Below are 26,645 nucleotides of genomic sequence, written 5' to 3' on the forward strand. Positions count from 1 at the left end.
AAGTTAACGCTTTTGTCTTTATTATGGAGAGAAAAGGTGGTTTAATGAGTTCAAAAGAACGTTTACAAAAAGTGATTGCTAAGAGTGGTTATACTTCAAGACGAAAGGCTGAAAACTTAATAACAGAAGGTAGAGTAAAAGTTAATAATAAGAAGGTAACAGAATTAGGAACCAAAGTTGGTCCTAATGACGATATAGAAGTTGACGGAATTCCAATCGAAAAGGAAGAACCACTATATATCATGCTTTATAAACCTAGAGGCGTGATCTCAAGTGTAAGTGATGATAAAGGAAGAAAGGTCTTAGGAGATTTATTAAGCGAAGAGATTGAGACTCGCCTATACCCAGTTGGACGATTGGACTATGACACGTCTGGTCTTATTTTGTTAACGAATGACGGGGAATTCACACAAAAATTAATTCATCCTAAGTACAAAATAAATAAAGTCTACGTGGCAAAAGTCAAGGGAGTTCCAACTAAACCTGAAATATCATCTTTTAAAAAGGGTATAGAACATAATGGTGAGTATTTAAAATGTGTTCATAGCAGAATACTAAAAGTAGATAAGAAAAAAGGAAAAAGCATTATTGAATTAACGCTACAAGAAGGCAAGAATAGACAAGTTAAACGTATGTTTGAGTCTTTAGGGTATGAAGTGGAAAAATTAAAGCGCGAAAATTTTGGACCATTGACGTTAGGTAATTTAAACCCTGGAGATTACCGTGAATTAACACCAAAAGAAGTTAAACAACTCTTAAATCTTGCAGAAAAAAATGTTAAATAATGTTCAAACATGAAAAACGGTTCATATAGGCAAGGTGTTATAATGGGATTAAAGGAGGATGCCCGTTGACAAAGAAGAAGAAAAGACGACTAATATTCCGTACTGTTGTTTTGACAGTGCTAGTTGCAACAACGATCTTTGTTTTATATATAAATGCCAAAAGCGACGACCCATTATTAGCTCAAGGAGATCAAGCACCTAACTTTGTTCTAGAGCGTATGTTGAGTGATGAAACAATAGAACTTGAAGAGCTTAAAGGAAAGGGCGTTATGATTAACTTCTGGGCTACTTATTGTGAACCTTGTAAAAAAGAAATGCCTCATATGGAAGAATTATATGCAGAATATGAAGAGAAGGGTATTGAAATAGTCGCAGTAAGTGTAGATAAAAATAGCATGGTTATAGAGGATTTCTATAATAGGCTAAATCTAAGTTTTCCATTAGTTCATGATAAAAACGGTACTGTTATGGACCGATATCAAGTCGTTCCTTTACCAACGTCTTATTTTATCAATCCAGATGGCACGATTGAACGTGTGGTTAAAGGTCCTCTAACGCTAGAGAAATTAGAAGGTTATTTTAAAGAAATATTACCGGAAGACTAACCGCGAGGGATGAATGATGAAGAAAGTAAAATGTGAATGTGGTCATATTAACCATGAAGGAACTGTACTATGTGAAGCGTGTGGTAAACCGATCGAAGGTAACCAACATATCGATGGTAATGATCAAAATAAATTATTAAACATGCGTTATGATGGTTCTGCAAGGCGTTCACAAACGTATAAGCGTACATTTATAGATAAGACTTGGGCCTTTTTCTCATCAGTTAAAGTTGGGGTTTGGCTTATTGCACTCGCTTTAATTGCATCGGCAATTGGTACAATCTATCCGCAATATATGAATGCCAACACACCAATTCCTGCTAATCAATATTATGAACAAGAATATGGTATAACGGGACAAATATTTTATCAGTTAGGTTTTCATGAACTATATAGTTCATGGTGGTTTATTATACTAATTGCTTTAATAGGTATTTCACTAGTCATCTGTTCGATTGATCGCGTTGTACCATTACATAGAGCACTAAAAAACCAAAAACCGAAACGACATGAAATTTTCGTCAAAAGACAGCGTTTCTTTGCTGAAACAGAAAATGTTAACCAAAGTGAGCGAAAAACGCTAATTGAAAATTTAAAGAAAAGGCGTTATAAAATTACCGAACAAGATGGTCATATAATGGCGGAAAAAAATAGATTTTCACGCTGGGGGCCATACGTTAATCATATTGGACTTATTATAATTTTATTAGCGGCCATCTTAAGAATGTTTCCTTTTATGTATGATGAGGGCTATGTTTGGGTCCGCGAAGGTGAGACACGCGAAGTCCCAACAACTAATGGAGAATACTACATTGAAAACGAGAAATTTGTATATGAAACTTGGGACCGACATGATGATCGATTCCAGGAAGCCTTAAAAAATGAAGAATTTGATGTCCCAAGTAACTTTCAAACGAATGCTGTTGTTTATAAAGCTAAAGAAGAAGTAGTTACTGGTCAATTACCAGAGATGGAAGAAGTCAAACGTCATGAAATTCGTTTAAATGAACCATTAAATGTTGATTCTTATAAGATCTATCAGTCAGGTACACAGTTAAGAAGTGAATATGGAAGGATCACATTATCTGTAAATAATGAAGATGGTAGTTCATTAGGTTCATTTGGTTTTCTACCAAATAATAATAAAAGAGAATATGAATTAAATGATGGTTATATTGCCTATATTGATAGTTATTATCCAGAGTTAGAATTTACAGAAGAAGGGCCATCGTCATCTTCTAAACACCCTAGAAATCCAGGTTTTGTATTTGAGGTCCATAATCCTAATGGTGACGTTGAAGGAAGATATTTTTACTTAGGTGAACAAATTATTCCGCTATCAGATGATTCAGTATATAACGTCGACGTTGAAGATACTGAGTTAATTACGGCTACCGGACTACTTGTGCAAAAGGACCACTCTTTAATTTATTTCTTGATTGGTGCGATGATCTTTATGGTTGGTGTCGCACAAGGTTTATATTGGCATCACAGACGAGTCTGGATTCATCCAAAAGAAGATGGCAGCTTATTAATTGCAGGGCATACGAATAAAAACTGGTATGGGCTTAAAGAAGATATTAGACAAGCCATGTCAGATACGTCTTTAAATTTGGTTAAGGACCAACAGGAAAAGCTTTAAAAAGGAGGCATTATGATGGATTATCATGCAATTAGCAGCAACTTTTTATATGCTGCATTTGTTTTATATTTAATTGCCACTATATTCTTTGGTGCAACAATGGGAAATAAACGAACTGAGAATGTAAAATCAAAGGCGGCAGCCATTGGAATTAGTGTTACGATTCTTGGTTTTATATCTCATTTAGTCGCGTTTATTGTAAGGTGGATTGCCTCAGGACACGCACCTATTGGTAATATGTTTGAGTTTATATCATTTTTTGGCATGATGATGGTATTTGGCTTCATCGTCATCTACTTTATATATCGTGAAACAACGGTCGGGCTATTTGCACTTCCGATCGCTGTGTTAATCATTGGTTATGGAAGTATGTTCCCAACAGAAATTTCACCACTTGTACCGTCATTGCAGTCCAATTGGCTCTATATTCATGTCACAACGGCTGCTTTAGGTGAAGCAATATTAGCCATCAGTTTTGTTGCTGGTTTGGTATATTTAATTAAAAAGATTGATCAAACCTCAACATCTAAGCATACAACATGGTTAGAAATTGTTTTATTTCTACTAATAACAACCCTTGCATTTATCATCGTGACGATTACATTTAACACAACAGGGTATGAATCTACTTTTACAAAAGAAGTAGCTGAGCAAGAAACAGAAATTACGTATCATATGCCGATATTAATCGAGCCAAATGACGCTGAATTAGTTACTGATGGTGTTTTCACAACTGGTTTTGAAGCTCCAAAATGGATGCAAGGAGAAGATGCTGGTAAAAAACTGAATACCTTAGTGTGGTCATTATTGGTTGGGCTAGGTTTATATGGTATTATTCGATTAATTGTTAGAAAACGTGTAGCTGCGGCTATTCAGCCAAAATTAGATAATGTTAACCTAGAAAAAGTAGATGAAATTATGTATCGTGCTGTCGCAATTGGTTTTCCAATCTTTACACTAGGAGCTCTAATCTTTGCGGCCATTTGGGCACAAGAAGCATGGGGTCGTTTCTGGGGCTGGGACCCTAAAGAAGTTTGGGCTTTAGTGACTTGGTTGTTCTATGCTGTGTTCCTACATCTTAGATTAGGTGCTGGTTGGCATGGTGAAAAGTCTGCGTGGCTAGCCGTTATAGGCTTTGCTATAATTATGATGAATTTAATTGTCGTTAATTTAGTGATTGCTGGTATTCATTCTTATGCGTAATTAATGGGAAAAGGAGTTGTCTTACATGTCTGAGCAGGTCAAAATTTTAGTAGTAGATGATGAAGAAAGAATCAGGCGTTTATTAAGGTTATATTTAGAACGTGAGGAATTCGAAATAGAAGAGGCTGAAGACGGTGACGAAGCCTTACTTAAAGCTTTGGATACGGATTTTGATTTAATTTTATTAGATTTAATGCTTCCTGGAACAGACGGAATTGATGTTTGTACGCAGCTTAGAGAGCGTAAGGCAACACCAGTCATTATGCTAACGGCTAAAGGTGAAGAATCTAATCGAGTTCAAGGTTTTGAAGTTGGCGCTGACGATTACATCGTTAAACCATTCAGTCCAAGAGAAGTCGTATTGAGAGTAAAAGCGTTATTAAGACGCTCATCGACGACTAAGTATTTAAAAACAGATACTGACAGTCACGATGTTATTGTTTATCCTCATTTAACGATTGATAAAGATGCTCATCGTGTGATCGCAGATGGGGTTGAGGTTAATTTGACACCAAAAGAATATGAATTATTGTATTATTTAGCCAAAACGCCAGATAAGGTCTTCGATCGTGAAGAATTATTAAAAGAAGTTTGGGAATATGAATTCTTTGGTGATTTAAGAACCGTTGATACGCACGTAAAACGCTTAAGAGAAAAGCTTAGTAAAGTTTCAGAAGATGCAGCTCGAATGATCGTAACTGTTTGGGGAATTGGTTATAAATTCGAGGTTATTGACGCATAATGCTTTGGAGAAGTGTTGTTTTTAAACTATGGTTTACTATTATATTATTAGTAGCCTTTGTGTTACTCATATTAACAATTTTCTTACTTGAATTTTTTGAAAGCTATTATATTGAAGATGCCGAAGAAAATCTAATGAACCAGGCTGAGAATGTAGCGGTCGTCATTGACCAGCATGAGCAAACAGAATTACCCATGAATACAATTGATCAATTATTGGCACCCCAAACGAGAGTGACCGTATTTTTTGATGAACATAATTATTGGCAAAATGAATTTGATGAGTCTTATCTACCGGATATAGAACCTAGTTGGTTTATTACCAATAACGTCGTGAATAGCGTTTTAAACGAGAATGAGTCTGTGCGGAAGATTACAGATATTCCAAATAGTGATGCTGAAATTATTATTGTTGGAATTCCGACTGAAGATTTTAACGGGGGCATTTATGCTTATCAATCATTAGAAGTTGTAGAAGAAACAACGAGTAGAGCAACAAAGCTTATATTATTAGCTGCAACAATTGCTATTATTTTAACAACGGTATTTGCTTTTTTCTTATCAAGTCGAATAACTGCACCGTTAATAAAAATGCGTAAGGTTGCTGGTGAGTTATCTCGAGGAGAATTTAATACAAAGGTACCTGTGTTAACTCACGATGAAATTGGTGAATTAGCGATCTCATTTAACCGAATGAGACGACAACTAAGATACCATATGACAGCACTTAATCAAGAGAAATCACAGTTATCTAGCATATTAAAATCTATAGCTGATGGCGTCATAACAGTAAACAAGCAATTGGGTGTTATGTTAATGAATCCGCCTGCAGAGAAGTTTTTATTTCAGTTAGATTTTGCTCAAGAAGATCAGAATTACACTTTGCCACAAGAATTAAGAGATGTTTTTCAGCAGGTTATTGAACATAAACAGGAATATTCAAGAGAATTTGTTGCACAAGGTCGAAACTTTGTCCTTGTGATGACACCATTATATATTGAGAATGAAATACGAGGTGCAGTAGCACTGATTAGAGATATGACGGAAGAACGTCAATTAGATAAACTGAGAAAAGACTTCTTAGCTAATGTCTCACACGAGTTAAGAACTCCAATCTCTATGATGCAAGGTTATTCAGAAGCGATTGTAGATGATATTGCAGAATCTAAAGAAGAAAAGCAGGAACTAGCCCAAATTATTTACGATGAATCATTAAGAATGGGACGACTTGTTAATGAACTTTTAGATTTAGCAAGAATGGAAGCTGGTCATATACAAATTCATAAAGAGAAGGTTACCATTGGACCTTTTGTTGATCGTATTTTAAATAAATTTAATTCCATTGCTGAAAAGCAACAAATAACTATTTCTTCTGATGTACCTCCTAATATCGAATATGATCTGGATCCTGATCGTATTGAACAAGTGTTAACTAATTTAATTGATAACGCGTTACGTCATACGACCGAAAATGGTGAGATACACATTAAGATAGAAGAAGCTAATCAAGAGATTGCTGTTCATATATCAGATAATGGCTCAGGTATACCAGAAGAGGACTTACCGTTTATATTCGAACGGTTCTATAAAAGTGATAAAGCAAGAACGAGAAATGGTAAGAAAAAAGGTACTGGCTTAGGTTTATCCATTGCGAAACATATAGTTGAATCGCACGGCGGAACGATTTATGCTAAAAGCCAAGTTAACGAAGGCACTACATTTACGTTTACTCTACCGAAAGAATAAACAACTTGAACAGCATTGTAGAGAATCTATAATGCTGTTTTTTTCATTTTAGATTACTATTGATATGATAGAATAAATTAAGTTGTAACATTATAGAATATTATTCGACTAATTTATTGAGAACGGAGGCTCGATGATGAAAGAGACCTTTCAAGAGCTGTATGATCGATTCCACCAGGACTTATACCAATTTATTTTCTACATGGTTAAAGACAAATACACGACAGAAGACTTAGTTCAAGAAGTATATATTAGAGTTCTCAAAGCTTATGACACATTTGAAGGTCGAAGTAGTCAAAAAACATGGCTGTTCTCAATAGCACGTCATGTTACGATTGATTATTTTCGTAAACAAGGAAGACGTCAGAAACAATCTGCTAATCGATTTGATTTTGAAGAACACGGAAATTTAATTAAAGATGAACAGCCAACACCAGATGAAATTGCTGAGAAGAGTGAAGATATTCAAATGCTATATAAATGTTTGGATGGTTGTACTAAAGACCAAAGAATGGTTGTGATCTTAAGGTTTATTCAACAAATGTCAATCAAAGAAACAGCTGATATTTTGAATTGGACAGAAAGTAAAGTGAAGACAACTCAGCATCGAGCGATTCAAGATCTAAAGGACCAAATGCAAAAGGTAAAAGGAGGGCATACAGAGTGAGTAAAAAAGATCAAGACATAGAAAATTTATTATCTGAGATGCCCGATATAAATGATGAACGTTCTTTTGATGAATATTATCAGCGTATATCAACGCAATTAAATGATGAAAAACAGACTCATAATCAAACAAATAAGCGGTGGATGTTGCCAGCATTCGTGACTGCTGCAGCTGCATGTTTATTAATAATCATTGGTTTACAGTTTATGAACTCAAATGAAACGACGGATATGAACATGGCACAAGATGACTCAGAATCATCGGCGGAAGAAGGAAGTATGGAAGAAAATGAATCAGCTGATGAATCCGGTCAAATATCGACTCAAGACGAAGAAGCTGAGGAAATGGATATCTTACTGAGTCAATCAATGACGGTCACAGAACAAGAACTTGAGGGTTCAAATCAACAAGAGCAAATGACTTATGTCGTTCCTAATAACGATTTGACGGGTTATATACCTCTATCAATACCAAGTAGAACTGAACAACCTGAAGAAATGTTTAATCTAATTAACGAACATCTAAATGAAGATAGACTAGGGGTTGATACAAGTATATTTAATCATTTAGTATATTTAGGTTTAAATGATGAAGGGTTGCCAATAATTGAGGTTGATCAATCATCAATTCAAGGTTCAGCAATGGAGACGGCTGTTATTAATGCCTTAAATTTTTTTGAACCACTAGGTTATAATCGAGTCATCGTACAAAATTCAGAAGGAACTGATGTGGAGTTCCCACAGATGGGAACGACTAATGAAATTCAATTACAGCAGTCTAAGAAGACTTATAAATTGTATACAAACGCTAATCAGTTATTATGGTTAGAGTCCAATATGACGTCAAATTCGTCAATAGCAGCTGCCATAGATAATTTAAAAGTGTCAGATGAAGAATCAGGAGTAATGGCTCCTCTTCCTGAGGAGTTAAACTTTACACTAAGTGAAGATCAAAATGAGCTAACAATGACGTTTGAATCAATACCTAATGTAAATACAGAACAAGAATTATTGTATTTAGTAGAATCGATTTTGCTAACGGCTAAATCTTATGGTTTTACAGAGGTTAAATTCGAGCAATTAGGCCGTGACCAAATAGGAAAATATAATTTAGACTCACCAGTCAAAGTGCCAGTCTATGTGAATCCTATTAGTGATTAAACAAAATATAAGCCAAGAAACATGAAAATGTTTCTTGGCTTTTTACTATTTTATTGATTGTGGTAACGCTGAACACATTCTTCAATAAGTTTAGATGCTGCTTCAGAGCCTTCCCATTCACCGATTTCCGTTTTCTTACCTTGTAGATCTTTATAGGTTTGGAAGAAGTGTGAGATTTCATCAAGCTTATGCTGAGGAATATCGTCAAGTGTGTATACATCTTTGAAACGAGGGTCCTCGATTGGAACCGCAATTAGTTTCTGATCTTCTTCACCATCATCGATCATATTAAGGAATCCGATAACTCTTGATTCAATGACACATCCAGGGAATGTTGGATTAGTGACAAGAACTAAAGCGTCTAAAGGATCATCGTCTAAAGCTAAAGTTTCATCTAGGTATCCATATTCAGCTGGATAGAACTGTGGTGAAAATAATACGCGATCAAGTTTAAAAACACCTTGTTCTTTATCATATTCATATTTGTTTTGACTACCTGTTGGAATTTCTACAAACACTTCAACAATTTTATTGTCTGCCATGAGTATTTCCTCCTTTATGTATTTTCAATTACTTATTATACCAATCTTTATATAGTAATAAAAGCAAGATTCATGGTAAAATGATATAAAATGACAAATTGTGCGAGGGGATTTTTTATGGATGTTGAAGAGTTGAAACATACTCTCACACCTTTGATTAAAACCGTACGTACTGAATTCAACTATAATCAAAACCAAATGGCCGAACTATTAGGGATTTCTAAAAAAACGCTTGTGCAATATGAAAAAGGGAGAAAGACTGCAACTTGGCCAACGATTGTTGTCTTGACAAGCCTGTTTCGTGATAGTGTTTATATTCAACGTAAGTTAGGCGAAGACGATGTCGTGCATTATATTCAAATATTGGCAAGGAAGAATGTGGTGGCTAATACAGGTCATCAAACTAAGAGTCGTTGGGCAAAAATTGACGAACAAAATGGCTATATATTACAAAAAAACACCATCACGAAATATTATCGTGTAATTGATCAGTTTGGTAATCGTATATTTAGTAGCTTTTATAAGACAAGTGTTCTTAGGCATTTTCAGCAGATCATAAAAAAAGATGACTAGGTAGTCATCTTTATCTCGCCTGTATATTAGCTGTAAACGGTTCTTTAGAGATTTTAATAGATTCTGTTGGACATCCTTCGAAGGCGTCTTCTAAGTCATCTATTAAATTATCTGATATCTTTATATTCCCATTATTTTGATCGATTAAGTTGAAGGCAACACCCATATCGTCATAATCAAAGATATCTGGAGCTGTAGCCCCACATGCACCGCAAGCAATACACGTATCTTGATTCACAATTGTGTATAAAGGCATTATGACCCTCCTTGAGTCTTGAATGATAGAGGTGAAATCTGATGATTCAATTCAATAAATTGTTATTATATATGTTATCACGTTTAGACAAACAACGCACGATTTCATCTGCATTCCATATTTTGCGTGGTAAAAAGTCTGCTCAAACCATTCAAGATATTCATCTATTTCAAATGCAACATGTTTTCGGTGTATATCAAAACCTAGACCCTAATATTTATCATAAATGGATTCAGTATTTTAAAGACTCTTCATGGTTAACGATTGATGAAGACACTTATACTTTAACTGACCAAGGATATGACGTTCTAAATGATTGGCATGATTTTACGATTAGTGGTTTAAACGGCTTTAAATATCATCGAATTGATCGAAAGTGGGATGAATCGGTTAAACTGTTAGTTCAGACTTTATCAAATTTGTCTTATGGAGATAAATATTTTATTCCAGTAACAGATGATTTACATATACAATTTCGTGTTAAACAACTGATCAAGAAATATCAACAAGATAAAAAGTTGTTAACTCAAAAATTTACTAGCGAATTATATCAAGTCTTGCATGCGCTAAGTGATGAGCAAGCTGCTTTCATATCAAAACAATTAACTGGCTATAACCGAATTGGGTTAAGTAAAGTCCAATTAGCCGAAGAATACGATCTGTTAGTTGACGACATCCATATAACACATATCCAAATCATTCATCAAATGCTGAAGATTATAGAAAGTGACCAGCAACGTTTTCCAATCTTAAATTCGATTATACCTGTTCAAAATCAACAATATGGAATGACAGAATCAGCTTTTAGAACGTTTCAGCTAATAGAAAAAGGCTATACCTTGCCTGAGATTGAGAGTTTGCGGCAACTAAAAACTAGCACGATTCATGATCATGTCGTTGAGATTGCTACACGTGTAGACCATTTTGATATCGGAGCTTATGTTGATCAAAAAACGATTGATCAAGTTGGTCAGGTTATTAACAAATCAGAATCTAGACGTTTAAAAGATATAAAATTGCAATTAGATGAAGCAGTGACGTATTTTCAGATTCGTTTAGTGTTGGCTAAATTTAATCAAATTAAAGAGAGTGTTTCAATATGAATGAAACGGTATTTGAGTTAGAAAAACAGTTACAAGAAAAGTTTGGCTTCCCGGCGTTTAGGGAAGGTCAAAAAGAAATTATTGAATCAGTGATGAACGGAAACCATACATTAGCCACATTACCAACGGGAAGTGGTAAGTCAATCTGTTATCAATTACCTTCAATACTCTTAGACGGCGTGACAGTTGTTGTATCACCACTTATCTCTCTAATGATTGACCAAGTAAAAATACTTAAGTCACAAGGTTTTAAACGTGTAGCAGCTTTAAACAGTTTATTAGATAAGGAACAAAAAAATAAAACATTGAGTAAACTCGAACACTATGATTTAATATATTGTTCGCCAGAGATGCTACAACAGCCTGTTGTGATTAACCGCTTAAAACAAATTAAAATATCATTGTTTGTGATTGATGAAGCTCACTGTATATCACAATGGGGTCATGAATTCCGTACAGATTATTTGCGTTTAAAGGACGTCATTAAATCACTTGAGGAGCCAACAGTTTTAGCACTAAGTGCAACCGCAACACCAAAAATCCAACAAGATATCATACATGATTTATCTATTTCTTTAAACAAAATCATATATCCCATGGATCGAACGAATATAACTTATCAAGTTCAGTATTCAGAGAATCATAGTGAAAAACAAGAACAATTAGTAAATATAATAAATCAAGTTCATGCACCGACAATGGTTTATTTTTCGAGCCGTTTATTAACTGAAGAAGTATCATCTCTATTAAAGAAAAAGTTCCCGAACCGTCAAATTGCCTTTTATCACGGAGGCATGGAACAACAAGACCGATTACTAATACAACAGCAGTTTATGCACGGGCAATTAGATATCATTTGTTGTACAAGCGCGTTTGGGATGGGAGTTAATAAAGACGATGTTCGCTTAGTCATTCATTATCACCTTCCATCTAATCTAGAATCATTTATACAAGAATCTGGAAGAGCAGGTCGAGACGGAAACCACAGTGTGAGTGTTTTGCTTTATACTCACGGAGATGAAAATATTCCATTTCAAATGATTGATTCAGAACTTCCAAATGACATTGAAATTAAGCAATACATAGACCATGGTAAGTTGGAAGATGAAGAATATAGTGAGATTAAATTGAGGTTTTTAGACTATCAACTTAATCATGCATCAGAAACAGAGTTTAATCTTATCGATACAATTAAACAGGTTCGCGATCAACGAAAGAAAGTAAAAATCAAGAGTTTAATGGATCTGCTGGGTTGGATTAAATCAGATTCTTGTAGAAGAGAAGGTTTATTTAAACTATATCAACCAAATGTTAGAGCGGCTGATTATGATTGCTGTGATTATTGTGGTTTTGAATTTTATAATATAGACCTCAATCAAAAAAGCTATGTCGTTAATAGAACTAACTGGGAAGGTGTTTTAAACGACTTGTTTAATGGGGTTTCATTTTGAATAAACACAACGAAATAATACGTAGGTTATGATGAGGAGTTTGTCATGAGAAAAACTCAAGCAGAGATTGTGAAGCAATTATCACATAGAGAATTAATGTTAAATGTATATTTCTCTCAATTACTTTTCCTAGGTTTGGCAATAGTGTTTGCTATTTTTATGTTTCAAGATATATCTGATTTGTTTCAGCTATTTAAATGGAACCCTAGAGAGATTTTATTATTTGGGTTAGTACCAGGATTATTAGTCGTTCTCATTGATATTCTATTAATCCGCTGGTTGCCAGAAAAAGCTTATGATGACGGTGGGATCAATCAGAAAGTCTTTGAGAATGCCTCAATCACTGGAATATTCTTAATCGCTTTAGTCGTTAGTGTTTCTGAGGAGCTCCTATTTAGAGGTGTTATTCAAACAAACTTTGGGTATATATTTGCTAGTTTAATTTTTGCATTAATACACTTTAGGTATTTAAAAAAAATAGTACTTCTAGTCTCTGTTTTACTTCTTTCATTTTTGATAGGTTATATGTATGTATTAACCGAGAATTTACTCGTAACCATTACAGCTCATTTTACTATTGATTTTCTATTAGGAATTTATTATCGTTTACGCAGGAGTGACATCAATGGAACAGAAAAAACAACTACATCATGATATACAAGAAGAAGTTGATGTATTAGAGCTACCCCCAAGAAGCCAAAAACATCAAAAGAGTAGCAGTAGCAGTAGAAGTAAAAATGATAAGAAGACAAAAAAACAAGATCAACAAAACTCATTAATAGTCAATAAAGCTATTTTGAATGTTATTGTAGTTTTATTTATCTTAATCATCATTGCAGTACCAGTAGCATATCATTACTGGTTACAATAAGATGACACTTTATAAATATTACTTATATATTTTAAAATGTTTTATGGAAACTAATGCATTTTGGCAGGATTTTGTTATTAATAATCGAAATCGTTAATTTATCCATACGTATAAAAATATATTCAATAACTTTAAATGATACAGGCAATTTTAACTTAGGTAGGAACATAAGATAATAGTGAGATGGTGGAGGTGGTTACGTGCGATTAGAACGTTTGAGCGTTAACCAATTTAAGATATTTTTGACTTATGACGACTTAAATGAACGCGGTTATTCAAAAGAAGACCTTTGGAATAATTTGCCGAAAGCAAATCAGTTGTTTCAGGATATGTTATATGAAGCTTGTGAAGAATTAAATATGGATTTAGATGGTATGTTAATGGTCAAAGTGCATATGTTGCAAGCTCAAGGGATGATTATTATTGTTACTCAAAATGATCAGGAGCAAAACGAAAATGACGAGTATATTGAGTTGAAAGTAACCATGGATGAGAGTAAAGAGATGATTTTTGTATTCCAGGATATTGAAGATGTGATTCAGGCTGCAAAAGGGATTCAATATCAGTATGATTTGAATGCCAGTTTATATGTACATGATGATGTTTATTATCTTCATATTAGTGAACCTACATTAACCGAAAAAATAAGATTAGACCTCATCTCTGTATTATCCGAATATGCATCTCCTAGTACAATGACTTCATTTATCCTTAGAGAACACGGGAATTTAATTATAAATAATAATGCTCTACAAACCGTTGTAAGGTATTTCTAATTGAGGTGAATAAATTGAAAATAGCAGTATTGTATGGCGGTACATCAAAAGAAAGAGAAGTGTCATTGTCTACCGGAAAAGGAATTATTCAAGCTTTAAAAAAATTAAATCACGATGTTATTGGGATTGATTTTAACCCCAGGGATCTCAATCATACGATGGAACATATACAAGATGTGGATCTAGTGTTTATAGGGCTACATGGAAAGCAAGGGGAAGACGGGACCGTACAAGGACTGTTAGAGCTAATGGGTATTCCTTATATTGGTTCAGGCGTTTTAGCCTCTTCATTAGCGATGGATAAATCAAAAGCAAAGCAAATTTTTTATATGCAAGGAATTCCTGTGGCTAAAGGTAAAACATATGGAAATCATGAGCTACAAAAATACATTATAGATGATATAAAAAATGAGTTTGAACTCCCATTTGTGATAAAGCCAAATCAAGAAGGATCTACTTTAGGTCTTTCTATTGTTAATGATCAGGAGGAAATCGAGCGCGCTGTTCAAACTGCTTTTAAACATGATTTTGAAATATTAGTTGAAGAATATGTCAAAGGACGCGAACTGACCTGTGCTGTTATAGGGAAACAAGGAGGAGAATATTCGCTTCCTGTTATTGAAATCATACCTAAAAGTGAATTTTATGATTATGAATCTAAATATTCTCAAGGTGGTAGTGAGCATATTTGCCCTGCAAATATTTCAGAGGAGCTAACAAAACAAATTCAAGAGTATGCTGTTAAGGCTCACCGTTCGCTTGGTTGCGAAACCTATTCAAGAGTGGATTTTATTTTAAATGACCAAAATGAACCGATTATTCTTGAAGTCAATACATTACCAGGCATGACACCAACAAGTTTATATCCTGATGCTGCTAAAGCTGTTCAGATGACTTATGAAGAGATGCTTGAGAAGTTTATCAAGTTGACTTTAGAGGAATAGTATAAGTAGTTCGTTTTAGTTCAAATATATGAATAGTTTTGAACTCATAAAGAAGAATATAAGCAGGGAAAAATGTGGTTGAATTATGTTGCATAATCATTACGAGGATGTATACTAGTCATTGAAAGAACTATTTTTATTATTATTTCTTGTTTTGAATATAGGAGGTAAACACATGGTAGCCGATAAGCAAGCAGATTCTAATAAGTCAGATGATATTTTATTGTCAACTCAAGAAGTGATTAAAACTGCCTTGAATAAACTGGGTTATCCTGAAGAAGCGTACGAGTTAATGAAAGAACCTGTCCGAATGATGACGGTTAGAATTCCGGTTAGAATGGACGATGGTAAGATTAAAATTTTTACTGGATATAGAGCTCAACATAATGATGCAGTTGGCCCTACAAAAGGTGGAGTTCGTTTTCACCCGAATGTTACAGAAAATGAAGTCAGAGCATTATCAATTTGGATGAGCCTGAAAGCTGGAATTGTTGATTTACCATATGGTGGAGGTAAAGGTGGTATCATTTGTGATCCACGTAAGATGTCTTTTAGAGAATTAGAGGCATTAAGCCGTGGATATGTTCGTGCCATCTCTCAGATTGTTGGACCAACAAAAGATATCCCAGCTCCTGATGTGTTCACGAACTCACAAATTATGGCTTGGATGATGGATGAATACAGTCGTATTGACGAATTTAATAATCCAGGATTTATTACGGGTAAACCTATTGTTTTAGGTGGTTCACACGGAAGAGAATCTGCTACAGCAAAAGGTGTCACAATTTGTATTGAAGAAGCGTGTAAAAAACTCGGGATAGAGATAAAAGGTGCACGTGTAGTTGTACAAGGTTTCGGTAATGCTGGAAGCTTTTTAGCTAAATTCATGTATGATATGGGAGCAAAAATTATTGCCATATCAGATGCTGAAGGTGCATTACATGATCCAGATGGCTTGGATATTGATTACTTATTAGATCGCCGTGACAGCTTTGGAACGGTTACTAACTTATTCGAAGATACGATCTCAAATGAAGAGATGTTGGAATTGGATACGGATATTTTAGTCCCAGCTGCAATTGAAAATCAAATTACTAAGGATAATGCACATAACATTAAGGCAAGCATCGTTGTTGAAGCTGCTAATGGTCCAACAACACTTGAAGCAACGAAGATCTTAACAGAACGAGACATATTAATCGTCCCAGACGTTTTAGCATCATCTGGGGGTGTGACGGTATCCTACTTTGAGTGGGTACAAAATAACCAAGGTTATTATTGGAAAGAAGAAGAAGTGCAAGAGAAACTTCGCGAAGTATTAGTGAAGTCGTTTAACAACGTATATACCACAGCGCAAAATCGTCAAATCGATATGAGGTTAGCTGCATATATGGTTGGTGTAAGAAAACTAACTGAAGCGGCTCGTTTCCGCGGTTGGATTTAAAGTGTGGATATTTGATATTTGTAGAACAATCTCCTATCATAGTTTTGGTAGGAGATTTTCGTACGTTTAGGAGTGGAGAGTAAGATGCAGAAAGAAGAAGTCATCATAATAGGTGCAGGCCCGTGTGGTCTATCGGCTGCTTTAAAATTGAGAGAAAAAGGCATCGATCCGTTACTAATTGAAAAAGGAAATGTGGCGAATGCGATTTACCATTACCCAACACATCAGATGTTTTTTAGCTCTAGTGAAAAACTAGAAATCGGAGATATACCATTTATTTCAGAACGTCAAAAACCAGTTCGAAACGAGGCTTTAACTTACTATCGAACTGTAGCTAAGCGTAATGAGCTTCGAATCAATAATTATGAAAGAGTGACAAAAATAGAGCCAGAAGGCGATCAGTTTCATATTCATTCAGAAACGTCAATTGGAGAAACGAGTTATTACGTCGCTGATCATATAATTATTGCTACAGGCTATTACGACCATCCTAATAAACTTGGAATAAAGGGTGAGGAATTACCTCATGTAAGCCATTATTTTAAAGAGGCTCATCCATTTTTTAATAAGAAAGTAACTGTAATTGGAGGTAAGAACTCGGCCGTAGACGCAACACTAGAATTAGAGAAGGCAGGGGCTGATGTGACCGTCCTATATCGTGGTTTAGATTATTCCCCAAGTGTGAAACCATGGATATTGCCATTATTTGAATCATTAGTTAGACATAAAAAAATTAATATGTACTTTAATGCAAATGTTATAGAAATTAGACCAAAAGACGTATTGGCTGTCATTGATGGTAAAGAACAAGTTATTGAATCGGATTACGTATTTGCTATGATTGGTTATCACCCTAATCAAAACTTCCTTAAAAATATTGGAATTGACATTGATTATGAAACGGGCCGCCCCATGTTTGATCGTCATACAATGGAAACTAATGTACCAAATGTTTATATTGCCGGTGTCATTGCAGCAGGATACAATAATAACGAAATCTTCATTGAGAACGGCAGGCACCATGGTGAATTAATTGCAGAGCATATTACGTTAAAAAAGAAAAATAGGTGAAGTCGATGAAAAAAGTCATTTTAATTACAACTGGTGGTACTATTGCTAGTAAACCAAACGAAAACAGTGGGAAATTAACTTCAGGAGCAATGACAGGTGAAGAGTTAGCTTCTTTATGTGATCTTCCTAACGAAATTCAAATTGAAATTGATTCAGCTTTTCAAAAACCTAGCGCCCATTTAACATCAGAAGACTGGTTGTTATTAAAAGAGAAAGTGGACTATTATTTTGAAGACCCTAATATAGACGGGGCTGTTATTACACATGGAACAGATACTTTGGAAGAAACGGCATACTTCCTTGATCTAACGATTAACGACCATCGTCCTGTTGTTGTAACAGGTTCTCAACGTTCTATTTCAGATTTAGGAAGTGATGTATATATTAATTTACGACATGCAATCTATTCTGCATGTAGTGAGGACCTTCAACATTGTGGAACAGTTGTCGTATTTAATGAACGAATTTTTGCAGCTAAGCACGTTAAGAAGGAACATGCGAGTAATATTCAAGGGTTTAATGCTTTTGGTTTTGGCTATTTAGGTATTATCGATAATGATGAGGTTAAAGTTTTTCAAAAACCAATTAAACGAGAAACGTACCAACTTCAACACCCATTACCAAGAGTAGATATTGTGAAATGCTATACGGATGCAGACGGAACAGTCATAAATGCTTTAAGAGAATCCGGTACGAAAGGTATTATTATAGAAGGGGTTGGCCGTGGTCAAGTACCTCCACTGATGATGCCAGCAATCAAACAAAGCTTAAATGAAAATGTAGTAATCGTTATTTCTACAGCATCTGAAGAAGGTGCTGTTTACCCTACATATGATTATGAAGGTAGTGCTTATGACCTTATAAATCAAGGTGTCATTTTAGGGAGCGATTTAGATAGTAAAAAGGCGAAAGTTAAACTGGCAGTTCAGCTTGCTTCTTTAGAAACGGGATTTAAATTTTAAGAAAAGCCGACATATTCTTTGTCGGCTTTTTTATATTTTATAGAATATAAACGCGGAAAAAACAAAAGATAATAGAGCGTATTAGTTTGTAATGAGGAGGAAGAACAACATTGAATAGGCTTTCGTTTCTCAAAGTAACTATAGTCAGTATTACGTTATGTTTTGGTATTTTAACGGCTAATCAATCTTCTGAAGCATTTACAGATCAAGTTATTCAACAAGGGACAGTAGGTGAAGATGTCATTGAACTTCAATCTCGGCTTCAGTACATTGGTTTTTATAACGGAAAAATAGATGGCGTATTTGGTTGGGGGACTTACTGGGCAGTTAGAAATTTTCAAGAAGAATTTGGGTTAGAAATTGATGGTTTAGTTGGGCAAGAGACGAAAGATAAGCTAATTAAAGCTTCTGAGTATGACCAAGATTGGGTACAGGAGCAAATAAGACAGGGAAATGAGTTTTCCCATTATGGTGGTCAAAAACGTCCATGGTCTGAAGCTCAACAACAATCTCAAAATCAAGGTCAAGGTGGAGGAGAACAACCACAAGGTGAACAAGGCCAAACTGCTGAAGGAGAAGGACAACCGCAAGAACCAACGGCTACGAATGTTCCTAAAGGGTTCTCTCAAAATGATATTCAATTAATGACACAAGCTGTTTATTCAGAATCTAGAGGTGAACCATATTCAGGTCAAGTTGCTGTTGCAGCAGTTATCTTAAATCGATTAGAAGATTCAACGTTTCCTGATTCTATTTCAGGTATCGTATTTGAACCTTTAGCATTTACGGCTGTTGCAGACGGGCAGTTTTATATGGACCCAGATGAACAGTCGAAAGAGGCTGTACTTGATGCCATTAATGGATGGGACCCATCAGGTGGTGCAACATACTATTTTAATCCAGATACAGCAACGTCGGATTGGATATGGTCTAGGCCACAAATTAAAAAAATCGGAAAGCATATATTTTGTAAGTAGATTGGAGGTCTATACGTGATACGTTGGATACTTTATATAGTCTTACTCATTGGGTTTATAGGTGCTATTATATACGGTTATCAGGAGCACCAGGAGAAAAATGCTGTATTAATACAAGCGGAGAATAACTATCAGCGGGCTTTTCATGACTTAACATACCGTATAGATTTGTTAAATGAGAAAATTGGTACGGTAATGGCAATGAATACGCCTGAAAATTTATCACCTCAATTAACTGAAATCTGGAAAATATCATCAGAAGCTCAAGCGGATGTCGGCCAATTACCACTAACCTTACTACCATTTAATAAAACGGAAGAATTTCTGAGCAATATTGGTGAATTCTCCTATCGTGTAGCGATTAGGGGATTGGATGAAAATCCGTTAAATGATGATGAAAAACAATTGCTTAGTGAGCTTCACGATAGCTCTAATGAAATTAAGCGTGAGTTAAGGACGGTTCAACATGAGGTGTTAGATCAAGGACTACGATGGATGGATGTTGAAGTTGCATTAGCTACTAATGAACCAGGAGATAACACGATTGTTGATGGTCTACAAACAATTGAAAAAAATACAGAGCAATTTAATAGTAATGACAATGAGGGTGTATTTACCTTAGATAATAAGACAAACAAGGAAGAGATCAAATTCGACGGTCGAACTTATGACGAAAGTGAAATAAAAGATCTAGTAAGAGAACAATTTGAATTAGAAAACGATATTGAACTAAATGTAACTGAAACAGGTGAAGGCTCAGATATTCCGATGTATAACGTTTCCTTTGATACTGGAGATCTCCATGGATATGCAGAGGTAACGCAACAAGGTGGAAATATGATCTCGTATATGTTGACAAGAGATATGGGTGAAGCTGAGATTGGGCTTAATGAAGCTATGAATCAGGCTCAAGATTTATTAAGTGGCTTAGGTTATGAAGAGATTCAGATGGTTGAAAGCTCGCAATACGAAAAAGTCGGGGTGTTTCGTTTTGTAAGAGAAGAAGATGGCGTTTTATATTATCCTGACAGCCTTCAAGTAAAAGTAGCACTGGATGAAGGGGATATTGTAGGCTTAACTGCTAGAGATTATATTATAAACACAACTGCACGTGAAGATGTTGATTTCACAGAAAACATATCTGAAGAAGAAGCAGAAGAGTATGTTAACCCTAATATCGAAATAATGGAAACAAGAAAAGCCGTCATTGAAAATGATTTAGGCGATGAAGTATTGTGTTATGAATTGATTGGAACCTTAAATGACCAAACTTATCGAGTTTATATTAACACTAGTGATGGTTTTGAAGAAAAAGTAGAGCGACTTCAACAATCAGAAGAAATATATGGCATGGATTAAATGGGAAGGCAATTTTTGTCTTCCCCTTTTTCATTTTTTTTGACATAATAATAGTAACTCTAATCGGGGGAGATACTATGTTCAAAATCGGTCAACGTTTATCAATCGAAACATTTAAAGATGGTGAAGTAGATGAACAATTTCAATGTCGAATTGTTGAAGTTAGTCAAAAGACAATCTATATAGACTATCCTGTCAATGAAAGAACAGGACGATCTTCTTTATTTTTGGATGGATCGGAGTTTAAAGTATCTTATGTTCATGAAGATGGTAATGTCTACACTTTTTCTTCAGAGGTTATGGAACGTAAAAAGATTAAAATACCGGTACTAGCCATTCATAAACCTAATCCAAAAGACATTCGCAAAATTCAGCGCCGCGAATATGTTCGTGTAGATGTATCACTGGATGTTGCTATCCATCCATATACTGAAGAATTAAACCCGCTTATGACTAGAACTATTGATATAAGTGGCGGAGGCGTGGCTGTCGTTGGGGATGGCGGTCAGTTGAATTATCAGCCAGGAGATCAGATGAAAATAACGCTTGTTCTTCCTTTCAGTTCAACGCATTATAATTATTTACTTACAGATGTAGAGGTTGTAAGATGTATTATGGGTTCTGGAAATGAACCTTCTAAGATTACATATAAATTTGTTAATATTACGGATCAAAATAGAGAAAAGATTATTAAGTACTGTTTTGAAAAACAGCTAGAAAACCGCAGAAAAACAATTAATCGATAACAACTAGGGGGTAGCTCTGATGAAGATAGCAATAGACGGACCAGCAGCAGCAGGAAAAAGTACAGTAGCAAAAATCATTGCAAAAAAATTAGGTTATGTGTACATAGACACAGGAGCCATGTATAGAGCTTTAACATTAAAAGCACTACAAACCTCTACGGATCTTGAGGACGAAAATTCACTTGCTAATTTAGCTGATCAGATAAAAATATCATTTAAAAATGTAGGAGAAATACAGAAAGTATTCATAGATAAACAAAATGTCACTGATGAAATACGGAACCATGATGTAACGAATCATGTTTCTTATGTTGCGAAACATAAACGAGTTCGCGAAAAATTAGTAGAAATGCAACAATCTTTAGCCGAAGAAGGAAATGTTGTCATGGACGGACGAGACATCGGTACTTTTGTTTTACCAGGTGCAGAATTGAAAATATTTTTAATTGCTTCAGTTGAAGAACGTGCAGAAAGACGGCATAAAGAAAATATTGAAAAAGGTTTTGAGTCTGATTTAGAAAACCTAAAAGATGAAATTAGAAGGCGAGATCAAATTGATTCAGAACGAGAGGTCGCTCCATTAATTAAAGCAGAAGATGCTGTTGAAATTGATACAACAAGTAAAAGCATTGATGAAGTGGCTGAACAAATATTAACCCTTATTCATTCAAAACGTTAAAGGAGAAACCATATGTTTTATAGATTTGCAAGATTCATCGTTAAAGTGATCTTTAAAATCATGTTCCGCATAGAAGTAATTGGGACTGAGAATATTCCGAAGAAAGGTCCAGTCATTATTTGTTCTAATCACATTTCGAACTATGACCCACCTGTTGTAGGAATAACAAGTCCAAGATCTATTGATTTTATGGCAAAAGAAGAGTTATTCGAAAAGAAGTGGCTAAATGTATTATTGAGCAATTTAAATGCTTTTCCGGTTAAGCGTGGAATGAGAGACCGTAACGCTCTAAGAACTGGAATAGAACGTTTAGAAAAAGGTCACACTTTAGGACTTTTTCCTGAAGGAACTAGAAGTAAAAATGGAGAAGTAAAAAAGGGACTGGCTGGTGCAGGTTTTTTCGCAATGCGTTCAAACGCAACTGTTATTCCGTGTGCTATAATAGGGTCATACGAAAAATTTTCAAAATTACAGGTTGTTTATGGACGACCAATTGAATTTAAAACACTTGAGAAAGAAAAGCCTGGTGCACAAGAAGTGACGGATGAAATTATGGGTAATATTAAAAGTTTGTTAGATGAACATCGATAATCATGTTAATATGAAATTATTAGTAATCATATAAGTTTTATGTTTTAAAGCAGTTTGAAAGCTTAAGGAGGAAATATTATGAGTGAACGTCATGATGAACAAATGGATATCCAACTTGATGTTGGACAAGAAGTGACAGGAAAAGTACTTAAATTAGAAGATAAACAAGTTGTCGTAGATGTAGGACATAAATATGATGGTATTATTCCAATTTCTGAACTATCTCATTTACACATTGAACATCCTAAGGAAGTATTGGATGAAGGTGAAGAATTACCCCTTGTTGTAACAAAAGTAGAAGATGAAGCAATTGTACTTTCTAAAAAACAAGTAGCTTTAAAAGAAGCATGGAAGAATCTCGAACAAAAGTTTAATCAATCTGAAATCTTTGAAGCTACAGTTGTAGAAGTTGTGAACGGTGGTTTAGTATTAGACGCAGGATTAAGAGCCTTTATGCCAGCGTCACATGTTGAAGCTTTTTACGTAGAGGATTTTGAATCTTATAAAGGGCAAACATTAAAAATTAAAGTAATTGAAATGGATCAAGATAAGAATCGAGTCATTGTGTCTCACCGTGCTGTAGTTGAAGACGAACAAAATGAAAAACGCAAACAAACACTACAGTCCATAAATGCAGGCGAAGTTGTTGAAGGTAAAGTTCAACGAATCACTAACTTTGGTGCATTTGTAGATTTAGGTGGAGTAGATGGTTTAATCCATATTTCACAATTATCACATGACCATGTAGAACAAGCATCAGATGTTGTGAGTGAAGGTGATGAAATCAAAGTGAAAGTACTTTCGATTGACCGTGATACAGAACGTATTGCCTTATCCTTGAAAGATACAACACCAGGGCCTTGGGATGGTATTAGTCAAGAACTAAGTGCAGGTGACGTTGTAGAAGGAGAAGTTAAGCGTCTAGTTAACTTTGGTGCATTTGTAGAAGTTAAACCAGGTGTCGAAGGTCTTGTTCATATTTCTCAAATTTCTAAAGAACATATTGGAAACCCACAAGAAGTACTCGAAATTGGACAAAAAGTAAACGTTAAAGTGTTAGACCTTAATGAAAGTGAAAAACGCATTTCATTAAGCATAAAGGAAGCGCAAGAAGAACAAGATAATGTTGAATTACAAAAATATAAAAAAGAAGATGATGACAATGGTTTCCAATTAGGAGACATTATTGGTGATCGTTTAAAAGATCTTAACAAATAAAAAGCAGTAATTAAACGGATCAGCTAGTTGCTTTTGATTATTTTCCTTAACTTTTAATCCAAAGTAAACCATCATGATTAGCCGCTGTAGTCCGTAAAAAAGTGGCACCATGCCACTTTTTTCTTTGTCTAATCATGTTTTATTAAAGATTTTTATGATCGTAGCATAAAGGATGAATGAAAATGAAGAAGTCAGTAGTTGCGATAGTGGGTAGACCAAATGTAGGCAAATCAACTATTTTCAATCGACTAGTTGGAGAGCGTATTTCAATTGTTGAAGATACACCAGGTGTTACAAGAGACCGTATCTATTCTGAGGCAGAATGGTTACACACAACTTTTAATCTAATAGATACAGGTGGCATCGACATAAGTGATGAACCTTTAATCGTCCAAGTAAGAGAACAAGCGCAAATTGCCATTGATGAAGCAGATGTTATTGTTTTCTTAGTCAATGGACGTGAAGGAATCACCGCAGCTGATGAAGAAGTTGCTAAAATATTATATAAATCAAATAAGCCTGTTGTCTTAGGCGTTAATAAAATCGATAACTTTGAAATGCAAGATTTATTATATGAATTTTATGCATTAGGCTTTGGTCAGCCGTATACTATTTCTGGTTCACATGGTTTAGGCTTAGGTGATTTATTGGACGAAGTAATTAAACACTTTCCAGATCAGTCGGATGTTTATGATGATGACGATCGTATACGCTTTTCATTAATAGGTAGACCGAACGTTGGAAAGTCTTCGTTAGTAAACGCTTTGTTAGGTGAAGAACGTGTTATAGTAAGTGATATTGCCGGCACGACAAAAGATGCAGTAGATACTGAATTTAAGAAGGAAGACCGAGATTTCACGATTATTGATACAGCTGGAATGAGAAAACGCGGAAAAGTATATGAAACAACTGAGAAATATAGTGTTCTAAGAGCTTTAAAAGCGATAGAACGTTCTGATGTCGTTTTAGTTATCATAGACGCTGATACAGGTATTATTGAGCAAGATAAGAAAATTGCAGGTTATGCACATGAAGCTGGTAAAGCTATTGTAATTGTGGTAAATAAATGGGATGCCGTTGATAAGGATCAAGATACGATGAAAGAGTTTGAAGATGATGTTCGTCAACAATTCCAATTTCTATCATACGCTCCAATTATATTTTTATCAGCTAAAACCAAAAAACGAATGCACACATTGTTACCAATGATCGTTGAAGTTAGTGAAAATCACGCCAAAAGAGTAAGAACAAACCTTTTAAATGAAGTGATTGAAGATGCGCTAGCCATGAATCCAACACCTTCTATTAAAGGTCAAAAGTTAAAGATACTATATACGACGCAGGTTGCAGCAAAACCACCGACGTTTGTTGTATTTGTTAATGATCCTGAATTAATGCATTTTACTTATGAACGCTTCTTAGAAAATCGAATTCGGGATGCCTTTGGGTTTGTTGGAACTCCAATCAAAATTTATGCTCGAGTGCGCAAATAAGGGGTGACGATTATGAACCAAGTAGCAGTTATAGGCGCAGGAAGCTGGGGAACAGCTTTGGCAATGGTTCTTGCTGATAATCAGCACGAAGTTCGTCTGTGGTCTCACAGACAGGACCAAGTGGATGAAATTAATCAAGAACGTATGAATAAAAAGTATTTACCGGAGATCAACTTACCAAATCAATTAACTGCTTATGCAGATTTACAAAGTGCTGTGCAAAATGCAGAAGCTATTTTGTTAGTTGTACCAACGAAGGCAATTCGAGAAGTCTGTCGACAAATAAGGCCATTTTTAAATTCAAATCAAATAATTATCCATGCTTCAAAAGGGATTGAACCCGAAACACATAAACGTATCTCTGAGATGATCATTGATGAAGTAGGACACCAGGCACAGAATCAAGTCGTCGTCTTATCTGGACCAAGCCACGCTGAAGAAGTCGCCTTAAGACAACCGACCACTGTTACGGTATCCGCTCATCATATGTCAAGCGCAGAGTTCACTCAAGATTTATTTATGAACGAAAATTTCAGAGTATATACGAATAATGACGTCGTAGGAGTGGAAATCGGAGGTGCACTTAAAAACATTATTGCTTTAGGTGCAGGTATCTCTGACGGTTTAGGTTACGGGGATAATGCTAAAGCCGCTCTAATCACACGTGGTTTAGCTGAAATCGCGAGATTAGGAACTAGCTTAAACGCCAATCCATTAACATTTGCAGGTTTAACGGGAGTCGGCGATTTAATTGTGACATGTACAAGCCAACACTCAAGAAACTACCGTGCTGGTCATATGTTAGGAAAAGGTTATGTATTGGATGATGTTTTAGATCAGATGGGGATGGTTGTTGAAGGTGTCCGAACGACTAAGGCAGCTTATCAATTATCTCAAAAAATGGACATAGCCATGCCGATTACAGAAGGTTTATATGAACTGCTCTTTCATGAAAAAGAACCGAAGAAAGTAGTGGACGAACTCATGAGAAGAGGAAAAACTCAAGAGTTAGAAGATTTATCATCATTTTTATAAAAATA

At 35.1% G+C, this 26,645-nt stretch carries 28 protein-coding genes; 26 read left to right on the forward strand and 2 right to left on the reverse strand.

The genetic code is table 11. The features are described from left to right. Positions 1-44: 44 nt before the first annotated feature. The 8 genes from EDC24_RS03010 (at position 45) to EDC24_RS03045 (ending at position 8,549) form a co-directional block, all read left to right on the forward strand. Positions 45-785, forward strand: coding sequence for a pseudouridine synthase (locus EDC24_RS03010; protein WP_148087079.1), 741 nt, complete (start codon positions 45-47; stop codon positions 783-785). Positions 786-850: 65 nt separating this feature from the next. Beyond that, on the forward strand, positions 851-1,390 hold the full coding sequence (resA, locus tag EDC24_RS03015; RefSeq protein ID WP_124219623.1) for a thiol-disulfide oxidoreductase ResA: 540 nt from the start codon (positions 851-853) through the stop codon (positions 1,388-1,390). A gap of 16 nt (positions 1,391-1,406) precedes the next feature. Beyond that, entirely contained in the window at positions 1,407-3,032 is a 1,626-nt protein-coding gene (gene resB, locus EDC24_RS03020; RefSeq protein WP_124219624.1) for a cytochrome c biogenesis protein ResB, read from the forward strand. A gap of 15 nt (positions 3,033-3,047) precedes the next feature. Next, the gene (ccsB, locus tag EDC24_RS03025; RefSeq protein WP_124219626.1) at positions 3,048-4,235 is read left to right on the forward strand and encodes a c-type cytochrome biogenesis protein CcsB; all 1,188 of its coding nucleotides are present in this window, start codon (positions 3,048-3,050) and stop codon (positions 4,233-4,235) included. Between the two features lie 25 nt (positions 4,236-4,260). Next, positions 4,261-4,977, forward strand: coding sequence for a response regulator transcription factor (locus EDC24_RS03030; RefSeq protein WP_124219628.1), 717 nt, complete (start codon positions 4,261-4,263; stop codon positions 4,975-4,977). Continuing rightward, positions 4,977-6,722: an ATP-binding protein gene (locus EDC24_RS03035; RefSeq protein ID WP_124219630.1), complete on the forward strand. Its 1,746-nt coding sequence runs from the start codon at positions 4,977-4,979 to the stop codon at positions 6,720-6,722. The genes EDC24_RS03030 and EDC24_RS03035 overlap by 1 nt, the downstream gene beginning before the upstream one ends. Before the next feature lie 136 nt (positions 6,723-6,858). Next, positions 6,859-7,389, forward strand: coding sequence for an RNA polymerase sigma factor SigX (locus tag EDC24_RS03040; RefSeq protein WP_124219632.1), 531 nt, complete (start codon positions 6,859-6,861; stop codon positions 7,387-7,389). Further along, positions 7,386-8,549 (forward strand): hypothetical protein, encoded by a 1,164-nt coding sequence (locus tag EDC24_RS03045; protein WP_124219634.1) that lies wholly within the window; start codon positions 7,386-7,388, stop codon positions 8,547-8,549. The genes EDC24_RS03040 and EDC24_RS03045 overlap by 4 nt, the downstream gene beginning before the upstream one ends. A gap of 50 nt (positions 8,550-8,599) precedes the next feature. On the opposite strand, the gene EDC24_RS03050 is transcribed toward EDC24_RS03045, so the two are convergent. After that, entirely contained in the window at positions 8,600-9,091 is a 492-nt protein-coding gene (locus EDC24_RS03050; RefSeq protein ID WP_124219636.1) for an inorganic diphosphatase, read from the reverse strand. A gap of 117 nt (positions 9,092-9,208) precedes the next feature. On the opposite strand from EDC24_RS03050, the gene EDC24_RS03055 reads away from it, so the two are divergent. Next, complete coding sequence (locus EDC24_RS03055; protein ID WP_124219637.1) at positions 9,209-9,664, forward strand: helix-turn-helix domain-containing protein; 456 nt, start codon at positions 9,209-9,211, stop codon at positions 9,662-9,664. A gap of 10 nt (positions 9,665-9,674) precedes the next feature. Here the strand turns inward: EDC24_RS03055 and EDC24_RS03060 are convergent, their stop codons facing one another. Beyond that, the gene (locus tag EDC24_RS03060; protein WP_124219639.1) at positions 9,675-9,920 is read right to left on the reverse strand and encodes a ferredoxin; all 246 of its coding nucleotides are present in this window, start codon (positions 9,918-9,920) and stop codon (positions 9,675-9,677) included. Positions 9,921-9,961: 41 nt separating this feature from the next. On the opposite strand from EDC24_RS03060, the gene EDC24_RS03065 reads away from it, so the two are divergent. From EDC24_RS03065 to EDC24_RS03145, 17 genes are all read left to right on the forward strand, one after another. Then, complete coding sequence (locus tag EDC24_RS03065) at positions 9,962-11,023, forward strand: YpbB family protein (RefSeq protein WP_124219640.1); 1,062 nt, start codon at positions 9,962-9,964, stop codon at positions 11,021-11,023. Next, positions 11,020-12,474: a RecQ family ATP-dependent DNA helicase gene (locus tag EDC24_RS03070; protein ID WP_124219642.1), complete on the forward strand. Its 1,455-nt coding sequence runs from the start codon at positions 11,020-11,022 to the stop codon at positions 12,472-12,474. The genes EDC24_RS03065 and EDC24_RS03070 overlap by 4 nt, the downstream gene beginning before the upstream one ends. A gap of 45 nt (positions 12,475-12,519) precedes the next feature. Then, entirely contained in the window at positions 12,520-13,128 is a 609-nt protein-coding gene (locus EDC24_RS03075) for a CPBP family intramembrane glutamic endopeptidase (protein ID WP_124219643.1), read from the forward strand. Further along, complete coding sequence (locus tag EDC24_RS03080) at positions 13,100-13,345, forward strand: hypothetical protein (RefSeq protein WP_124219645.1); 246 nt, start codon at positions 13,100-13,102, stop codon at positions 13,343-13,345. The genes EDC24_RS03075 and EDC24_RS03080 overlap by 29 nt, the downstream gene beginning before the upstream one ends. 200 nt (positions 13,346-13,545) lie before the next feature. Beyond that, positions 13,546-14,121 carry an adaptor protein MecA gene (locus EDC24_RS03085; RefSeq protein ID WP_124219647.1) on the forward strand — a complete coding sequence of 192 codons (576 nt, stop codon included), beginning with the start codon at positions 13,546-13,548 and terminating at the stop codon, positions 14,119-14,121. Positions 14,122-14,135: 14 nt separating this feature from the next. Continuing rightward, complete coding sequence (locus EDC24_RS03090) at positions 14,136-15,065, forward strand: D-alanine--D-alanine ligase family protein (RefSeq protein ID WP_124219648.1); 930 nt, start codon at positions 14,136-14,138, stop codon at positions 15,063-15,065. 175 nt (positions 15,066-15,240) lie between these two features. Beyond that, entirely contained in the window at positions 15,241-16,509 is a 1,269-nt protein-coding gene (locus EDC24_RS03095; protein WP_124219650.1) for a Glu/Leu/Phe/Val family dehydrogenase, read from the forward strand. A gap of 84 nt (positions 16,510-16,593) precedes the next feature. Next, complete coding sequence (locus EDC24_RS03100; protein WP_124219651.1) at positions 16,594-17,580, forward strand: YpdA family putative bacillithiol disulfide reductase; 987 nt, start codon at positions 16,594-16,596, stop codon at positions 17,578-17,580. Positions 17,581-17,585: 5 nt separating this feature from the next. After that, positions 17,586-18,542, forward strand: coding sequence for an asparaginase (locus EDC24_RS03105; protein WP_124219653.1), 957 nt, complete (start codon positions 17,586-17,588; stop codon positions 18,540-18,542). Between the two features lie 140 nt (positions 18,543-18,682). Then, positions 18,683-19,519 carry a spore cortex-lytic enzyme gene (sleB, locus tag EDC24_RS03110; protein ID WP_245997972.1) on the forward strand — a complete coding sequence of 279 codons (837 nt, stop codon included), beginning with the start codon at positions 18,683-18,685 and terminating at the stop codon, positions 19,517-19,519. Between the two features lie 15 nt (positions 19,520-19,534). Continuing rightward, on the forward strand, positions 19,535-20,878 hold the full coding sequence (gene ypeB, locus EDC24_RS03115; protein WP_124219656.1) for a germination protein YpeB: 1,344 nt from the start codon (positions 19,535-19,537) through the stop codon (positions 20,876-20,878). A 77-nt stretch (positions 20,879-20,955) separates the two neighbouring features. Beyond that, positions 20,956-21,624 (forward strand): flagellar brake protein, encoded by a 669-nt coding sequence (locus EDC24_RS03120; RefSeq protein ID WP_124219658.1) that lies wholly within the window; start codon positions 20,956-20,958, stop codon positions 21,622-21,624. Positions 21,625-21,643: 19 nt separating this feature from the next. Continuing rightward, positions 21,644-22,303, forward strand: coding sequence for a (d)CMP kinase (cmk, locus tag EDC24_RS03125; protein WP_124219659.1), 660 nt, complete (start codon positions 21,644-21,646; stop codon positions 22,301-22,303). Positions 22,304-22,315: 12 nt separating this feature from the next. Then, complete coding sequence (locus EDC24_RS03130) at positions 22,316-22,894, forward strand: lysophospholipid acyltransferase family protein (RefSeq protein ID WP_124219661.1); 579 nt, start codon at positions 22,316-22,318, stop codon at positions 22,892-22,894. 78 nt (positions 22,895-22,972) lie between these two features. Next, positions 22,973-24,112, forward strand: a complete 1,140-nt coding sequence (gene rpsA / locus EDC24_RS03135; protein ID WP_124219662.1) for a 30S ribosomal protein S1 — start codon at positions 22,973-22,975, stop codon at positions 24,110-24,112. Between the two features lie 182 nt (positions 24,113-24,294). Continuing rightward, entirely contained in the window at positions 24,295-25,605 is a 1,311-nt protein-coding gene (gene der / locus EDC24_RS03140) for a ribosome biogenesis GTPase Der (RefSeq protein ID WP_124219664.1), read from the forward strand. Positions 25,606-25,617: 12 nt separating this feature from the next. Next, the gene (locus EDC24_RS03145; protein WP_124219666.1) at positions 25,618-26,640 is read left to right on the forward strand and encodes an NAD(P)H-dependent glycerol-3-phosphate dehydrogenase; all 1,023 of its coding nucleotides are present in this window, start codon (positions 25,618-25,620) and stop codon (positions 26,638-26,640) included. Positions 26,641-26,645 lie beyond the last annotated feature (5 nt).

Origin of the sequence: Aquisalibacillus elongatus (genome assembly GCF_003843875.1) — a bacterium.
Taxonomy (GTDB): Bacteria; Bacillota; Bacilli; order Bacillales; family Alkalibacillaceae; genus Aquisalibacillus; species Aquisalibacillus elongatus.

Bases quoted from the DNA above. Each gene is read 5' to 3' on its own strand.
- resB (WP_124219624.1), top strand. From the start codon at position 1,407: ATGAAGAAAGTAAAATGTGAATGTGGTCATATTAACCATGAAGGAACT.
- rpsA (WP_124219662.1), top strand. From the start codon at position 22,973: ATGAGTGAACGTCATGATGAACAAATGGATATCCAACTTGATGTTGGA.
- EDC24_RS03075 (WP_124219643.1), top strand. From the start codon at position 12,520: ATGAGAAAAACTCAAGCAGAGATTGTGAAGCAATTATCACATAGAGAA.
- EDC24_RS03080 (WP_124219645.1), top strand. From the start codon at position 13,100: ATGGAACAGAAAAAACAACTACATCATGATATACAAGAAGAAGTTGAT.
- EDC24_RS03105 (WP_124219653.1), top strand. From the start codon at position 17,586: ATGAAAAAAGTCATTTTAATTACAACTGGTGGTACTATTGCTAGTAAA.
- EDC24_RS03120 (WP_124219658.1), top strand. From the start codon at position 20,956: ATGTTCAAAATCGGTCAACGTTTATCAATCGAAACATTTAAAGATGGT.
- EDC24_RS03070 (WP_124219642.1), top strand. From the start codon at position 11,020: ATGAATGAAACGGTATTTGAGTTAGAAAAACAGTTACAAGAAAAGTTT.
- EDC24_RS03010 (WP_148087079.1), top strand. From the start codon at position 45: ATGAGTTCAAAAGAACGTTTACAAAAAGTGATTGCTAAGAGTGGTTAT.
- cmk (WP_124219659.1), top strand. From the start codon at position 21,644: ATGAAGATAGCAATAGACGGACCAGCAGCAGCAGGAAAAAGTACAGTA.
- EDC24_RS03145 (WP_124219666.1), top strand. From the start codon at position 25,618: ATGAACCAAGTAGCAGTTATAGGCGCAGGAAGCTGGGGAACAGCTTTG.
- EDC24_RS03130 (WP_124219661.1), top strand. From the start codon at position 22,316: ATGTTTTATAGATTTGCAAGATTCATCGTTAAAGTGATCTTTAAAATC.
- EDC24_RS03060 (WP_124219639.1), bottom strand. From the start codon at position 9,920: ATGCCTTTATACACAATTGTGAATCAAGATACGTGTATTGCTTGCGGT.
- EDC24_RS03055 (WP_124219637.1), top strand. From the start codon at position 9,209: ATGGATGTTGAAGAGTTGAAACATACTCTCACACCTTTGATTAAAACC.
- EDC24_RS03095 (WP_124219650.1), top strand. From the start codon at position 15,241: ATGGTAGCCGATAAGCAAGCAGATTCTAATAAGTCAGATGATATTTTA.
- der (WP_124219664.1), top strand. From the start codon at position 24,295: ATGAAGAAGTCAGTAGTTGCGATAGTGGGTAGACCAAATGTAGGCAAA.
- ccsB (WP_124219626.1), top strand. From the start codon at position 3,048: ATGGATTATCATGCAATTAGCAGCAACTTTTTATATGCTGCATTTGTT.
- EDC24_RS03040 (WP_124219632.1), top strand. From the start codon at position 6,859: ATGAAAGAGACCTTTCAAGAGCTGTATGATCGATTCCACCAGGACTTA.
- EDC24_RS03035 (WP_124219630.1), top strand. From the start codon at position 4,977: ATGCTTTGGAGAAGTGTTGTTTTTAAACTATGGTTTACTATTATATTA.
- EDC24_RS03030 (WP_124219628.1), top strand. From the start codon at position 4,261: ATGTCTGAGCAGGTCAAAATTTTAGTAGTAGATGATGAAGAAAGAATC.
- EDC24_RS03065 (WP_124219640.1), top strand. From the start codon at position 9,962: ATGATTCAATTCAATAAATTGTTATTATATATGTTATCACGTTTAGAC.
- EDC24_RS03050 (WP_124219636.1), bottom strand. From the start codon at position 9,091: ATGGCAGACAATAAAATTGTTGAAGTGTTTGTAGAAATTCCAACAGGT.
- EDC24_RS03100 (WP_124219651.1), top strand. From the start codon at position 16,594: ATGCAGAAAGAAGAAGTCATCATAATAGGTGCAGGCCCGTGTGGTCTA.